The organism is Candidatus Formimonas warabiya, from assembly GCF_002777255.1.
Lineage (GTDB): Bacteria > Bacillota > Dehalobacteriia > Dehalobacteriales > Dehalobacteriaceae > Formimonas > Formimonas warabiya.
In genome coordinates this window covers 1,000,369-1,014,295 of record NZ_CP017634.1, presented here as the reverse complement: position 1 = coordinate 1,014,295, position 13,927 = coordinate 1,000,369, and the positions used below count along the sequence as shown (strand labels likewise).

Annotated in this window: 14 protein-coding genes; 2 read left to right on the top strand and 12 right to left on the bottom strand. The window is 42.5% G+C overall.

What is annotated here, in order from left to right:
- Positions 1-2: 2 nt before the first annotated feature.
- The 6 genes from DCMF_RS04765 to DCMF_RS04740 all read right to left on the bottom strand — a co-directional run bounded on the left by DCMF_RS04765 (position 3) and on the right by DCMF_RS04740 (position 9,575).
- Positions 3-569 carry a hypothetical protein gene (locus DCMF_RS04765; RefSeq protein WP_148133361.1) on the bottom strand — a complete coding sequence of 189 codons (567 nt, stop codon included), beginning with the start codon at positions 567-569 and terminating at the stop codon, positions 3-5.
- Positions 570-680: 111 nt separating this feature from the next.
- On the bottom strand, positions 681-923 hold the full coding sequence (locus DCMF_RS04760) for a hypothetical protein (protein ID WP_148133360.1): 243 nt from the start codon (positions 921-923) through the stop codon (positions 681-683).
- 18 nt (positions 924-941) lie between these two features.
- A complete protein-coding gene (locus DCMF_RS04755) occupies positions 942-3,158 on the bottom strand; it encodes a hypothetical protein (RefSeq protein ID WP_214659095.1) in 2,217 nt (738 codons plus the stop codon).
- Positions 3,159-3,322: 164 nt separating this feature from the next.
- On the bottom strand, positions 3,323-4,213 hold the full coding sequence (locus DCMF_RS04750) for a hypothetical protein (RefSeq protein WP_148133358.1): 891 nt from the start codon (positions 4,211-4,213) through the stop codon (positions 3,323-3,325).
- Positions 4,213-5,022 carry a distal tail protein Dit gene (locus DCMF_RS04745; RefSeq protein WP_148133357.1) on the bottom strand — a complete coding sequence of 270 codons (810 nt, stop codon included), beginning with the start codon at positions 5,020-5,022 and terminating at the stop codon, positions 4,213-4,215. Before DCMF_RS04745 ends, DCMF_RS04750 begins: the two co-directional genes overlap by 1 nt.
- Before the next feature lie 14 nt (positions 5,023-5,036).
- Positions 5,037-9,575 (bottom strand): phage tail tape measure protein, encoded by a 4,539-nt coding sequence (locus DCMF_RS04740; protein ID WP_148133356.1) that lies wholly within the window; start codon positions 9,573-9,575, stop codon positions 5,037-5,039.
- An 84-nt stretch (positions 9,576-9,659) separates the two neighbouring features.
- Between DCMF_RS04740 and DCMF_RS04735 the strand changes: the two genes are divergently transcribed.
- Entirely contained in the window at positions 9,660-10,169 is a 510-nt protein-coding gene (locus DCMF_RS04735; protein ID WP_214659094.1) for a hypothetical protein, read from the top strand.
- A gap of 58 nt (positions 10,170-10,227) precedes the next feature.
- Here DCMF_RS04735 and DCMF_RS04730 read toward each other — a convergent pair whose 3' ends face one another.
- The 5 genes from DCMF_RS04730 to DCMF_RS04710 form a co-directional block, all read right to left on the bottom strand.
- The gene (locus DCMF_RS04730) at positions 10,228-10,857 is read right to left on the bottom strand and encodes a hypothetical protein (protein WP_214659093.1); all 630 of its coding nucleotides are present in this window, start codon (positions 10,855-10,857) and stop codon (positions 10,228-10,230) included.
- A complete protein-coding gene (locus tag DCMF_RS04725; protein WP_148133353.1) occupies positions 10,858-11,292 on the bottom strand; it encodes a hypothetical protein in 435 nt (144 codons plus the stop codon).
- The gene (locus DCMF_RS04720) at positions 11,289-11,735 is read right to left on the bottom strand and encodes a hypothetical protein (protein ID WP_148133352.1); all 447 of its coding nucleotides are present in this window, start codon (positions 11,733-11,735) and stop codon (positions 11,289-11,291) included. The genes DCMF_RS04725 and DCMF_RS04720 overlap by 4 nt, the downstream gene beginning before the upstream one ends.
- Before the next feature lie 241 nt (positions 11,736-11,976).
- Complete coding sequence (locus DCMF_RS04715; protein WP_148133351.1) at positions 11,977-12,282, bottom strand: hypothetical protein; 306 nt, start codon at positions 12,280-12,282, stop codon at positions 11,977-11,979.
- 103 nt (positions 12,283-12,385) lie between these two features.
- Complete coding sequence (locus DCMF_RS04710) at positions 12,386-12,778, bottom strand: YjcQ family protein (protein ID WP_148133350.1); 393 nt, start codon at positions 12,776-12,778, stop codon at positions 12,386-12,388.
- A 143-nt stretch (positions 12,779-12,921) separates the two neighbouring features.
- On the opposite strand from DCMF_RS04710, the gene DCMF_RS04705 reads away from it, so the two are divergent.
- Complete coding sequence (locus DCMF_RS04705; protein WP_148133349.1) at positions 12,922-13,149, top strand: hypothetical protein; 228 nt, start codon at positions 12,922-12,924, stop codon at positions 13,147-13,149.
- Here the strand turns inward: DCMF_RS04705 and DCMF_RS04700 are convergent, their stop codons facing one another.
- Entirely contained in the window at positions 13,150-13,815 is a 666-nt protein-coding gene (locus DCMF_RS04700; RefSeq protein WP_148133348.1) for a DUF6338 family protein, read from the bottom strand. It abuts the gene before it with no gap.
- Positions 13,816-13,927: the final 112 nt, after the last annotated feature.

Below are 13,927 nucleotides of genomic sequence, written 5' to 3'. Positions count from 1 at the left end.
TGTTAATTATTTCTCTCTTCTAATTCTTTAAGTTTTGCATCAATTACCCCTATTTGTTCACTTGTAAGCGCATTAGTGTGAATAACACATCGGATACATTTCTTCCTATTTTTTCGCTGAAAGGTTACCCTATTAATCCAATTTACAAATTTTTGGATGCAAGTAGGTCCAAAATATTCTACCGATTTTCCAAAATATTTCTCTAGATTTCGCTTTGATATTAACCATGAATCAATAAGGATATCTTTCTTTTTCTGAATAGCAATAATAGTAATCTCAAGACAAACCTTTTCGAAATAAAAAATATTTTTACGACATTTTCTTCCTACATGTGGTTCAATAAATCCGAATGGACTAAGAATAGAATCTAATGGTAATCCTTTACCTAAAACATACTTAAGAATCAAAAAAATTATCAACCACTCTAATAAAATAATACTAGCCATTATTAAGAACAAATAAAATGTATTTAAAGTAGTTTCAATGAATAAGACAATTATTTCCATCACGATTACTGTTGAAAATAATGTACCCCATATTAGCTCATTCATTGATACCACTTTTTTCATGTATCTGCCACCCCCCTCAAATAAATATATCGGAGTCATGGGAAATATCTTTAGGTCTAAAGCTTATGTTATAGATCAGTCCTTTGTTAAATACGATTCGTTGCTGGGAGATCATTCTCCCGGTGCCTCCGGCGGCTCTGGAGGCGTGAGGTCCACGAATGGGGCTAGGTCACTGTTCAGTTCAGCTCCATAAGTCAAACTCTCTGGTTGGTCCGCTTGGGAGGGCACTGTGATAAAAAGAGCACCTGAAGGAGTTGCTCCTTCGACTGCCCCGGCCAGCTCCGTGGTAAGTTTTGTTGTTACTGTGCCGTCCTCGTTATAAGTGATCTTTGCTACCTTAAGTTTAATTTGCATAATATCCTCTCCTTTTCTTTAGGCATCCGCCGTTAATCTTACATAGTCAGTTCCGTTATGAATAACCCATGCTGTTTTACCTGCTGCTATTACTACACCAGTTCCACCACTCTTTTTGATCGTAGCCGCTTGCCCTGATAGATTTCTCACTGCGTGAGGCCAGCCCTCTAAATCTTTTGCAATGATATTTACTGCCGCCCCCGCATTGGTTAATGTAAGCAGTAAGCATTTCTGTTCTGCATCCGATAGCGTCCAGTCTGCGGCTGCCGCCTGGTAGTCATGGGATGCCGTATCAAACTTAACATAGTCGGCTTGGGGATATTGATAGTCGATCGTCGGGAGGCACGAGTACCAGGACGTGATGCCGCATTCATACACATACTGTTTGGTCGGGTCGAAGCCGGTGATCGTAAGAGTCGTCCCTGAGTCCGTGATCGTGCAACTGCTGGTCACATCCACATATCGGACAAGACCACCAAGCATATCCACCCGCTCAACCTTCCTAATGCTATCTATCGGCGCGGAGGCGTCAGTGACGGTGATCTTGCCGGTTCCTGCGACCGGTTTCTTACAATCCCGAATAACTGGTTCTATAATTAAAACTCCATAAAGCTGCGCAAAAAGAGGCTGAGGCTGAAAATGAGTGATAATTGGGTTAACAAGTTGACAAAATACACGATAAGGAAGATATCCAGTATATGATGCAGTTGGTAATACACTAGTTATTCCTGTACCATCAGTAATTTTTTTCCATGATTTTGTTTGAATGCCATCCCAAGGAACGGAACCATCTGGGTTGCACATACGCCAACCATAAAAATAAGCTTTCCATTCATTTGATATAGGGACCATATCTTCAGAAAATCCCGTTTCACTATTTGGAACTGTTAAGTAAAAAGTTCCATTAACAAAGTTAAAATTATAAGCCCCATCAGATGCTGCGCCCCAATTAGCAAGATAATTATCATATCTATATACTTCTCCGGCTTTTGCTGCTGAATAGGCATTAGGTATCCCGCCAAGACTAGTTATAAAATTAGCTACGCTTGCAGCTTTATATCCTGAATAGTTATTGTGATGTGCCCAGTTTAAATTTCCAGGTAAATTTGCAGGATCCCCAATTCTTTTTGAGAGAACACCTGTAACAGGATCAAAAATATCTGCCACAGTCCCAATACGACGTAAAATTATTGGACTAATTGCAAAAGTTTCTGCATGAGCTTCAAAAGTAGTATCTATTACATCACTTCGAAACAAAGCAATATGAGTTAATGTTAGAGAAGCATTACATCTTGGTTGGAGACCAATATATTTTTTTACGTCAATAGGAGTTGTCATGTTATATACTATTTTACCATCAGTAACAGTTTTGCTAATTTCGGTACCAGCCGTTGCTGTGCCTACAGTACTTGTAAAATCATCTGATTGTCTCAATATTAATGTTGATATTACTTTACCATTATCGGCCGAATCGAAATAAAGACATAATTTATATGATGTACTTGGAAAAACTCTGAGTGAATTTTGTCTAATCAATTTGTTATCTGATCCATTAATTCTTTGAACTAAATGCGCATAAGTGCCTACTGATCCAGTCGGGTTAAGTGTGATGGTTCCATTTGGATTGAATGTTACATTATGTGAATATGAACTCTGATCAGGAGCAACAAAAGAAGACACATCGTTTTTCGTTAAATTCTTTCCAATACCTCGAGCCATTAATGCCTGAACACTACATATATCTCCCGTTATAAATGGGTACTTTATTGCAAGTTGATCTGCAGTTAAATTTGTAAAATCAGTTTCAATTTCGCTACCACTAGGAAGCTCAAAAACACGTATATCTTTTATTTTTATTTCTCCAGATCCTCCAGAATTTACGCGCCATCTAAAATTGCCATTAGAAGACAAAGAAGCGCTTGTTGTGAAAGTATTTTTTCTATTTCCTAAAGGTGAAGCAGAATCTATTAAATATACTGCAGAATCTGTAAGACTATAAAGCCTAGACGAGCAACTCGCCAAGCTATTTGACACCAATACATACAATAAACCATACTTTGTATTAGGTTTCATATGAACTCCTAATACTATTTCTTTATCTACACTTAAATCAGCAGGAATGGTTAGTCCGGTTAAATCTGCTACTACTCCTGAAGATTTTGACCATTCTACCCACGTACTTGGTGTATACGGAGTTTCAGGCTTTAATGTTTGTCCTTTGATGAGCATTTGCATATAATCTCTCATGGCATCCGTGGGAATGGGGATTACATTTCCCACTGCCCCAGCAACGGAGGCCATAACTTTGTTGCGTTCTCGGGGGTTTAAGACATTCCGGGCGAAGAAAGCTTGTTGGGCCGAGAGGTCCGGGATCGGGACATAATCGAGTCTGCTGACCATTAGACTTCACCCCCGTAGGATAGCTTTTCTCCGGCCGTTCCCCAAACCCAAAGCAAATTAAGGTTTGAGCAGGTAACGGTAATACTGCTGCCAGGGGAAAGAACAAACATATACACTGGTGTGTTAGGGTTAATATCCGATTTCCCAACGTAGACATATCCTTTATTCTCCGGATGAGCCTGGGGTGTTACGATCTTGCTTGGTACACTGGCGGCATTAAGCTGCTGGGCGGCCCCGGTCAGGATGAGGTTGCCCTGAAGGAGGCTATCATTACCTACCGGCTTTACGGGTGCAGCTCCGCTGCCTGCCCCCTGAAACTGCTTGATTATTCCCTTTAAAAGTGCGGTCTGACTTCCGGAAGCTGCCGGATCAGTGACAGCGGCATCGGCCACTGTTCCCAATACTGTGGCCAATGTTTTTAGCCTGTCCAAGGCAGTATTTGCCGTGGGGCTAGCCTGCACCTCGCCGATTCGTGTGAGCAGGTCATTGAGATCCGTGGATAACCTTCGAATCTTTGCACTCAGGGACCCGGTGGCCCCGGCCGTCACCACTGCATCGGAAATCTGTCCCAAGTCTGTCAGGGCTCCTTTCAGCAGGGCCACAACGCTGCCGCTTGCAGTCGGATCCGTTACTGCCGCGTTCGCCAATGCTCCCAGTGTGGCAATGGCGCCGTCATCTGATGTGATTTTTCCAAGTAGTCTCGCCGCCCGGTCAATGACATCATTTTTCAGATTGCCCGAGTCATCACTTTTCAGAGGGACCAGAATTCCCCCCGTGTTTAAGGCATATCCCTGGGTAGCCTGGACCCACTTGGTCACATTTGCATCCCAGAAAGAGCTCGTTAATTTGGTGTTTTGATCCTGATTTAAAGGTTGAGCATACTGAGTCATTATAACCACCTCCCACGATATTGAACCCTTACCCTTGCCCCGTTGGTGCTGGTAGAGTCGGTCACAGTTAATATGTTGTTGCCCGGCCGAAGGACCGGGAAGCTTCCCGAGATAGCCGTGGCAGCGTTTAACCCGTCATAAGAAGCCTGCTTCTTAAAACAGTCAATGATCAGAGATTTGTTTAAGGCAATCACTCCGGCATACTGGATTGTTTTACCTCCTAGGGTGATAACCGGGTCTGTGATCGTATCCACCACCGCCTCGGCCGGATCGTATCCCCCGGTTAAATTTACATCCCCTGGCATCCCGCCGTCCAGAGCCGTGATAGTGATCACTGGCGCCATTTCATAGGTACCCGGGTTATTAATCACGAAGGCACCGGAGTCAACGATCTGATCCCAGGTAATCCAATCATTCATGGCCATGGGATCGTATGCGATAAAGTTGACCGTTACCTCCCGGTACGTGTTCATCAAGTGTTCCAGGGGAATGTTCCCCGTCACCCGGGCCATGTAGTACTTATCGGGCTCCTCATCGTCGATTAAGGGCTTAGATCCCGCCTTCGGGTTTAGCCATGCGGCAATCTGCCGGATAGCGGACCTTATATCCGGCCTGGAATCCTTTTTAAATGCAATTACATACGCAAGCGGCCGAGGCCCATAATCACAGCCAAAATCCCAGGCACCGTCCATACCTGGGATTTCTTCTTTGTAGTCTTTAATGGGAGGCAGTACAGGATCCTCTTTGCTTAGGACGGATAGCCCGAATGTGCTGCTGTGTATCCCGTTAAAAGTGAAACCTTCTGCCAAGGATCATCCCCCCTTTATTTCCCCTTTGCTCCCCTCACCCGGAGTGCTGACTGCTGCAGCCCGTAAATCTCCCGGGCGACCAGCCTGGCATCAGTCTCGTCGTTGATATAGGTTTTATCTGTGCCATACAACGGGGCGTTGTAATTGTTCTGATATATGACGCCCCCCGCCCCAGCTCCCCCGGTTCCGAATCCGGATATGATTAATTTAGGGAGTACTTCTCTCCGGATAGCTTCGTACAGATCAACAGCCATGGCCTTCTGCATAGCTTCATCGATCATGGGCTGCAGCATTTTCAGGGGCAGCACCGCTTCATCCTCGCCGGCTTCCCGGATCATGGCCAATGATGGTTGAGTAAAGATCCCCCCAAGAGCCGCCTTGTAAATCTTCACGCCATCCGACTTATTCCAGTCAACAGTGTAGCCCAATGCCTCAGCAGCCTCCCTAATGGACACATAGGCGGTCCCGTTGACATTTTTCAGCGTATCCACTTCTTCCCCCCCGATGACGACCTGGCCATTCTTCCATTCAACTTTCTTATTAAGGATGTCGCCCAATGCCCTTGCGGCCATGGCTGCCTGATTATTGATTATTTCATATTTATCAGGGGTTATGGTTGCGATAAGCTTCTTTTTGCCGCCTCCGCTGCTTCCCTCGTCTTCGTCTTCATCCTCATCTTCATTATCAGGAACATCCGGGTCAACGCCTGGAAAGGTCTCTTCAAACTCTTCCTTGATCCTCTCCAGATCCCGCCTAATTCCGCTGTAATCTCCAGTTTCTAGGCCCTCTATGAGAGCATCAATGAGGTCCTCACCAGTTTTTTGCCACTCTGGATTCGTTGCAGCCAAGGCGGCAATGGTATCCAGAATACTCTCCTCCGCAATCTTCTGGGCTTCGTCGTAGTGCTCCTGAAGCTCTTCTTTTTCCTCTTCGCCCCATTCCCGAGTCTGGTCGATCTGCTCCTGCAGGTGCTTCTTTTGATCTTCCCTCTCCCACTTCTGCTGCTGCAGTTCCCATTGGTGGTTCTCTTCCGCGATCTGCTCCAGGATCTCGTTTTTCTTTTCTTCATGCTCTTTCCCGGTGCGCAAATCATGGTAGTTATACTCTTCCTGGAGGTCGGCGATCTTTTGGTTATGCTGGCGTTCGGTTTCCTCCCGGTCGGAGGAGGTGTCCTCCTCATCGAGAGAATCGATCTGATCTTGGAGCTTCTCAATCTTCTTTTCTACTTTTTTGTTAATATCATCAACCTGATCCTGATAAGCCTCATCCAGTTTCTCCAGGTATTTGCTCAGCTGCTGCCTACGGAGATTATAAAGTTGTTCCTCCAGCTGCCATTTTTGCTGTTCAGTCCATTCATGCCGCTCCCGGACCTTTTCAAGATAGGCAATCTGTTGATCAGCGCTCATACTGGCCATATTTATTTCGTGACGCATCAGATCCATTGCCTGCTGATAGGCATCATTGTATTTCTTCTCCTGCTCCTGTGCGATCTTCTGGTTGATCTGGAATTGCGTCTGCTCTAACTGCCACCATGCCTGGGAGTTCTGGGCGATGCTACGGGTGATGTTATCTATTTCGGACCTGACTTCCTTGGCAGCTTCAGGGTTGTTGGCAGCCTTGTATGCCTGCTCCAATTCCCGTAATTTTTGAAGTTGATATTCATACTCATTATTTTCTTTATGTAGTGCCTGCTGCTGGGCCCCCAACTGGCCAACCTGGTCGATGCGAATTTTATTCAGCTCAGCCGCTTTCAGCAGGGTGCCCTGCCCGCTCTCCATGACCTGAAAAAGATATTGTTCCTTTGCTCCAAGTATAGACACGGCATTTGCGGCCGCTTCAGTGGCATCTTTGAATGGAGAAAGAATACTGGTTATATATTCAATTTTCCCTTTCGCCTCTTCCAGGCCCTTGTTCTCGCTGCTGGATTTTTTATCGGTCTCTGGCGGCGTCCACGTCTTTGTGCCGGCGCCGGAAATGCCACCAAGGTTCACAGGCTTCATGTTATTCAATGCGCTGATGGCTTTTTCGTAAGCCAGGGCGGCCTGCTGGGCCTGGTTCAACTGCTCCTGGAGACCTGGAATAGCCTGTATATCTTCCATGCGGTGTACCGTAACGAATGCATCACCATAATTAAGCTGGCCTTTAAACAGTGAGTTCTGTTCTTCGAGTAACACTTTCAAGCGGGTTTTTGTTTCTTCGATCACCACCTGGGTTTTCTGTCGCTGGGTCTCCATAGATGTCCGGGCTTCAGCCATTTCTGCTTGGGCAAGTCCGCTGGTGATGTCAATCTGTCGCTGGACTCCCTCACGGTCAAGAAGCATTGCTTTCCCGTGTCCATCGATGGCGCTAACCAGGTAGCCGTAACTTCCGGAGAGCTGGTCCACAACCGTGGAAAGGCGCGCCTTAGTCTGGATCGACAGCTTCGCGACGTCTGTATCGGACTTGACGTTGGCCGTGAGCCTCAGGTATTCGTTCATAAGTGACGATGTCGCCTTGGCATCTAGGGCTTTCTGTATCGTGCTGTTCGCCGTGGCCACAGCTGACTGGTAGTCGAGAAGGGTCGCCTTTTCCTGCTCCCTACTGTAGGCGGCAATAACCTCCTGGGCCTTTTCGTAGGTCAGTCCCAGCTTTTCAAGTTCGGCGTTTACCTCTCGCATCCCGTCTGCTACCGTACGTGCTACTCCCCCGCCACGTCCAAAAGCAACTATTTCTACTTCACCAGTCGGTTCAACCATTTTTGTTGTTGGCTCAGACATTTTCTTTTTCAACTCATCGTACCGCTGGGTCAACTCCTTTAGCTTCTCGATCCGCGTGTCAAGGTTTTTAATTTCTTCGGTGGTGGCCGTGCCGGCGATCAGTTTTTGGTACTCGGCCAGGGATTTGTTGGCCTCGTCCTGGGCTTGCTTGGCTGATTGCTGAGCTCCTGTAATTCCTATAATTACCCCTGTTAAAGCAATTAACCCAGTGGTAACCAATGCAGCTATTCCTGCTGGTCCTGCTGCCAGCCCAAGAGTTATGAGAAATGTTCTGAGCATTGCCGTTGCTAATCCTAAAGCTACTATAAAACCGCCGTTGCCGACTAAGGATTCAATTACTTTTTGCGTTGATTCATCAAGGGAATTAAAGCCATCTACCAGAGCAGTAATTCCATTTAGTAAATCCATTATCTTTGGAGAAGCACTTTCAAACATTGCGATCTTGAGGCGTTCCCAACTCGCCGCAGCTTTCCGAACGCTTCCATCGAATGTGTCCCCCATGATGCTGGCATATTCAGCGGCTCTTCCTTGACCTTCTGCCATTGCCCGGGATAGCTCTTTAAGTCTATCGCTTCCCATACTTAATCCTGCAGCTAATGCCCTAATTCCATCACTTCCAGCTACAGTTGTCATGATTAACTGCCTTGATCTCTCATTGTAGCCCGCCAGAGCAACTTCAAATTGGGCGATGATATCCGGAAGAGATTTCATGTTCCCAGCTGAATCATAAAGTGAAATACTTAAAGCTTCCAGAGTTTCCTGTGCCTCTCTTGTAGGATTTATTAATTGGAGAAGCATACTACGGACCGAGGTTGATGAGTCTTCCGCAGAGGCCCCCATATCCTTTAATGCAGCCACTAAGCTCAAAGTATCTTCTAAGGACTGTTTCGCCAATCCGCCAGCCACAGGACCTACAGAAGCCAGGGCACGGACAAAATCTTCTCCTGCCAATGTTGTCTTGTCCATGGCCACCGAGAAGGCATCAACAACATCCTCAGACTGTTCAAAAGAAAGATTAAACCCCTTTACTGCAGCGATTGTTGCTTCTGCCGAACTGGTCATGTCGATCATGGCCGCGGTTGCGAAATTCATTATGTCCGGACTGGACATCAATACCTCATTAGTTTCAAGTCCCGCAGCTCCCAATTCCCGGTATGCTTCTGCAACTTGGCGCGGTAGAAAAATACTATCTTTCATTGACATGGCAGACTCTTCTAAAGTATCGCTAAAATCTCCGACAATAACTTGGGCTTGTGTGATAGTACGTTCAAACTCTCTACCCGTTATTAGGACTTCTTCCAGCCCGCGCTTAAAAGAATACAAGGCCCCTAGCTGGCCTATAGTCTGCAAAAAGTCCGATGTGGATCTATGAGCCTGCTTTGCTTGATTATCGACACCATCTAACGCTTGATCGACTTGCTTTAGAGCCGTCTGGGCCTGCTTCCCTGCAACCCCATTTTGTGCAAATACTTGATTCAGTCGATTTGTTTCTTGCTCCACCGCTTTTTCTGCAGCAACAAATTCCGTGAAAGCTGCATCAAACTGTTTAGTGATGTCTATCCCTTGCTTTTCTCCTCGGGCCATCTCTGCTAAGATCCTGTTGAAGCTCTCTGTTGCTTCCCGAGCCCTATTCTTTGCTTTGACCAATTCTCCCATTGCCTGGTTTACACTTACCGTAGATGTCTCTACCTGCTTCTCAGCCTGTTCAGTTTTTTGCAGTTCTTGCTGAAACTTTTGAAACAAAGCAGAAAATTCGTCAAAAGCACGGATGGTAGCCTGTAGAACTGCCTCTGACAAGGTATCACCTCCTTATATTTTTAGGCAAAAATTAAAACAGGCAATTTACGCCTGTTTAAAAAATATTATTAATAGAAAGGTAAAATGGGCCAAAAGAAGAATAATATAGTGAAATTCCCTTTTTGGAGGTGGTTATTAATGGAGTCCTGGATATTTGCACTGTTTGTTTCTTTAGCCTTTATTGCAGTAGGTATATACAAAATTATTGACTATTATAAGAATAAAAATACCCGGCTCCAAATATATTACCTGGGCGGTCACCCTAAATTAAAGGGACCGAAACTTATTTACGTCAAGCCTCAAAATAATAACCTCCTAATTCACGACATTGAACTTCTGAAAACTGATATTAAGGAAATCAAATTCATCCCACACTCTGATTCCAGCAATGTACTCGCCGGAGCCGCGCTCGGCGGTTTACTCCTCGGTCCCGCCGGAGCCTTTGCAGGTGCTGCCATGTCAGGAAGTAATCCGGCAAATGGCAATCTGATCCAGCTAACCTACAATGAGGCCGGGATATCTTATGAACTATTCTTCGGGGGTAAAGATATCATGAATCAATACCCTATGCTAAAACAGATGATAGCAGTGTGATTAAAATAATTCCCCCTTTCAACAACGAAAGCACCCGCATGGGTGCTTTTTAGTCTGGTTATTTGCGTTCCACTATTATGGAATTTTTCGTATCGGGACGTTTCATTAATTTGTTAACTTTATTTCTTTTATCCAAACAGCTTACTATTTCATCCAATAACAATCCATAAGAATATCGCCCATTATAATTTTCTCCAATGTGGCGTAATTGGTTGTTATAGTTATTTGCAGTTTTAAAAGATTTAACATATAGTCTACGAACTATTAATGCGGAAATCTCAAGGTTTCTTTTATAATGCATAGCCTTGACAATATTTAAGAAGTCTGACTTGCTGACCTTTTTTATATATCGACTATGTTTATAAATATCTTTCCCTGAAAAAATTAAAATTGATGAAATACCAATTTGACATCTTCCAATGGTATAATTTTTTAAAGGTACTTTAAATGCAAAATTTAACAAGACCCCCAAAATAACAAATATATACTCACAAATCCTAAAATATAAAGGGCGAAAGCTTGTCTCTATGAAATATATTCCAATTAATATATTTTTAGGGACACCATATTTAATGGATAGGCCATTCAGATGCTGAATATATTTTTGGTGGCTTGATATTCGTCTTTCATCACATATTTTTCTGTATTTATTGCCTCTTTTATCCATCATGTTGTTAATTGATTTCAATTACTCGGGAGATTTTCCTTTGGCAATAATCAAATCCACAAATGAATCTATATTGTCAAATTCGTTACTTATATAAAATACAAGGTTTTCCAATTCATTTTGGAAAGTCTCGGCCGTGTTTAAAGGAATAATCTGACTAACTTTTTTATTCTGTACACTCAAAATAAAATATCTACTTTCTGAGGGATAATTATGATACATAAATATATATACAAGTCCCTCCATAAATGGCGCACAATAAGAATAGTATTCGTTTAGATGTGGTTCCCTCCAATTACTATCATAATACCGGTTATTATTAATAATCAGATACCGCAGAACTTCATTCCTATTTTCTTCCATATACTCAGCAATGGTATTCCATTCAATCTTTTTTTGTTTTGTCAAGGCAGTTAAACTCTCAATTAGCTCCTTAATTTTATTGGTTACATTCATAACAATATATCCCCCTTCTCAAGCTTTGCAATAAATGCATTAATAATCTCTAAAATTTGGGTTCTTTCCGCATTTGCATAATTACTCTCATTCTCATTAATTAACTTTAATACCTGATTTAGCTTTTTCTGCTCTTTCTTATTAAATATTATAGAATATACTCGTAAATCTTGTATTGCCTTTTGGGTTTTGGAAATTACTGTTAAGTCAATTTTAATATCCTTATCAGAAAAAAACCGTTCGCATTCTTTTAAATTTCCAGCTAATTTTTTTCTGCTTTTATTATAATATTGAATATCGGTAATTTTTGTGATTCCTTCTTCTACTTTCTTTGAAATTCTGGCACTATACAAAGCAGAACACCCTACCAATATTGCAATTATTGCCTCAATATAATCTTTTAAAGAGTACTGTAAGAGGAAATTCTTAACAGTTTGCCACATATTGAACCTCTCTATAGAATAGTATTATTAGCCAAAGAAAAAGTCAACCAAATATGGAAAAATTAAGCCTATCGCAAGCAATACTATTGAGTTTTAAAGATATTTTCCGGTTATCACTATTATTCAACATAAAATGCGACTTTCCTTGACAAAAATTTCGACATATTACGACAAAAGAAAAGAGCCCGGAGGACTCTTTGATTAGAATACGTTTCAACTCAATCAACTCATTTCGTGCTTCTCAATTGTCCTTCTCGCCGCTATTAACCCAAACCAATGCACCTAATAAACAGTCCTCAACAGTATCTCCATCTTGCCAAGGATAATGAGCATCTACCCAAACTTCTAACGTCTCACCGTCAATCTCAATTTCTCTTACTTCTTCGTAATCAGCATAATAATTTGGAATTGCTCCACTACGTATATTATGCGCAGCAGTAATTTTTACACGTCTTCCGTCAGTTGTATTTACAACAATTGTATTTTCCCCATGTCCCCAAATTTCTGTTATATTTGGATAGTCTTCTCTTGATACACATATTGGCATTTCTTCGCCTCCCTTCTTCCCCCTTATTTCGCCACAGGGAGGCAAAATCCTTACCCAAAATTCCGACACTTTACGACAAACAAAAAGAGCCTGGCGGCACCCATTAATTCTTTGCCATTTCTGCCAGTGTTCTGGCTGCCACATCTTTTAATTGCTCCCATCCCCACTCAGTAAACCTACTTAATAATCCTTTTACTTTTTGTTCCCCAGTCGATGCTCCATCAATATTCAGCTTGTCTTCCACGTATCTTATGCCAATAGGAGTTATTTTTATATATGTTGTTAAAGCCGTCAGAGGTATCGCTGTATTCCCGCCCCTTCTGAATTCAACCCCGTTGATTAATCCTTCATTCTCAAGTTTATCTAAAGCAACTTTAAATACATTTTTCTCTAAACCAAGGTTTGCAGCTTTTATTGCATTTTCCATATCAGGTATATCTTTTTGATACTCAGTATATATAGCCAATAATACTGTTTGCTTTGCATCTCGCTCCATACAGAACTCACCTCCCTTCTGCTTATATTTTCGACAGAAGGGAAATTTATCCTGTTGCCCAATTCAATCTTTTACAGGAATTACCTCCTTCCTGTCGAAATATGAGTTGACAGGATCATACGTCAGGAAGGAGGTGAAGCCTTATGGCAGATGAAACAAATAAAACATCAGAGAAAAACAAGCTAGAGAAATGTATAGAATCAGTAACAAAATCAAGCATTATACCGCCTATACCAAAACAAGATCAACAGCAGACAATACAAAAAAGCACAGGAGACCTTTCAGGGATAAAGCAACATGAAAACTTCTCAGTAAAGAAGGATAGTATTGTTCCTCCGATCACGCCGGCAAAAAGCCAGGAAAATAAATAACTAATATTTTATATAGCGACCCCTATAATAAGCTTCAACGAACTTGTTAGAATCAAATATTTCAACAGCAACACCTGACTTTGTATCAACATAAACCTTTTTTACAGGGATATTGTACCGTTCTACGATATCCCTAATTATTTCTGAATCATCAAGTAGCAAACACCGCTCATCTGAAATGATTTCAGACATATTAACAGGACTTCCATAAAACCTTGCGTCTTTAATAGTGACCCTTACTGCCTGTCTCTCGGCGCCATGAAAGGCATCCTCCCAAACCAAATTACCTTCATTGACTTCCGCTTTATCTCCAGTCTTTCTTAACTTGTTAATAAAATCGACAACCAATTCTCTCTTAACAAAGGTATGCCAACATAAGCACACAAGGAAAGAAAATAAAATACTTGTAATTGAATAAAATAACAAATTTCCCAATGATTGAATTTCTATTAATAACCCAGTCGCACTTGCCTCCCCGATATTTCTATTTTTGAATCCAAGTAACACTAGATTCAGAATAAAAACTGGAACCGAGAACAATACCGCCATTACAATTTTTTCTGTATTAGTATATTTAGAGGCAGGATGAGAGCCAGCTCTTTCATTGATTAGCATAACTACAAGGCCAGGAGCAAGTAACAAAATATATGCTAAAAGATTTTCCAAAATAGAACCTCCTTTCACCCCTAAATATTCCTTTATACTTGCATTTTTCCTGCTCGTGTCAGAAAGATATTTAACCTCGTGTACTAAATCCCTGGCTATATTTCTTGTACGG

Bases quoted from the DNA above. Each gene is read 5' to 3' on its own strand.
- DCMF_RS04765 (WP_148133361.1), bottom strand. From the start codon at position 569: ATGAAAAAAGTGGTATCAATGAATGAGCTAATATGGGGTACATTATTT.
- DCMF_RS04760 (WP_148133360.1), bottom strand. From the start codon at position 923: ATGCAAATTAAACTTAAGGTAGCAAAGATCACTTATAACGAGGACGGC.
- DCMF_RS04755 (WP_214659095.1), bottom strand. From the start codon at position 3,158: ATGCAAATGCTCATCAAAGGACAAACATTAAAGCCTGAAACTCCGTAT.
- DCMF_RS04750 (WP_148133358.1), bottom strand. From the start codon at position 4,213: ATGACTCAGTATGCTCAACCTTTAAATCAGGATCAAAACACCAAATTA.
- DCMF_RS04735 (WP_214659094.1), top strand. From the start codon at position 9,660: ATGGGCCAAAAGAAGAATAATATAGTGAAATTCCCTTTTTGGAGGTGG.
- DCMF_RS04725 (WP_148133353.1), bottom strand. From the start codon at position 11,292: ATGAATGTAACCAATAAAATTAAGGAGCTAATTGAGAGTTTAACTGCC.
- DCMF_RS04720 (WP_148133352.1), bottom strand. From the start codon at position 11,735: ATGTGGCAAACTGTTAAGAATTTCCTCTTACAGTACTCTTTAAAAGAT.
- DCMF_RS04715 (WP_148133351.1), bottom strand. From the start codon at position 12,282: ATGCCAATATGTGTATCAAGAGAAGACTATCCAAATATAACAGAAATT.
- DCMF_RS04710 (WP_148133350.1), bottom strand. From the start codon at position 12,778: ATGGAGCGAGATGCAAAGCAAACAGTATTATTGGCTATATATACTGAG.
- DCMF_RS04705 (WP_148133349.1), top strand. From the start codon at position 12,922: ATGGCAGATGAAACAAATAAAACATCAGAGAAAAACAAGCTAGAGAAA.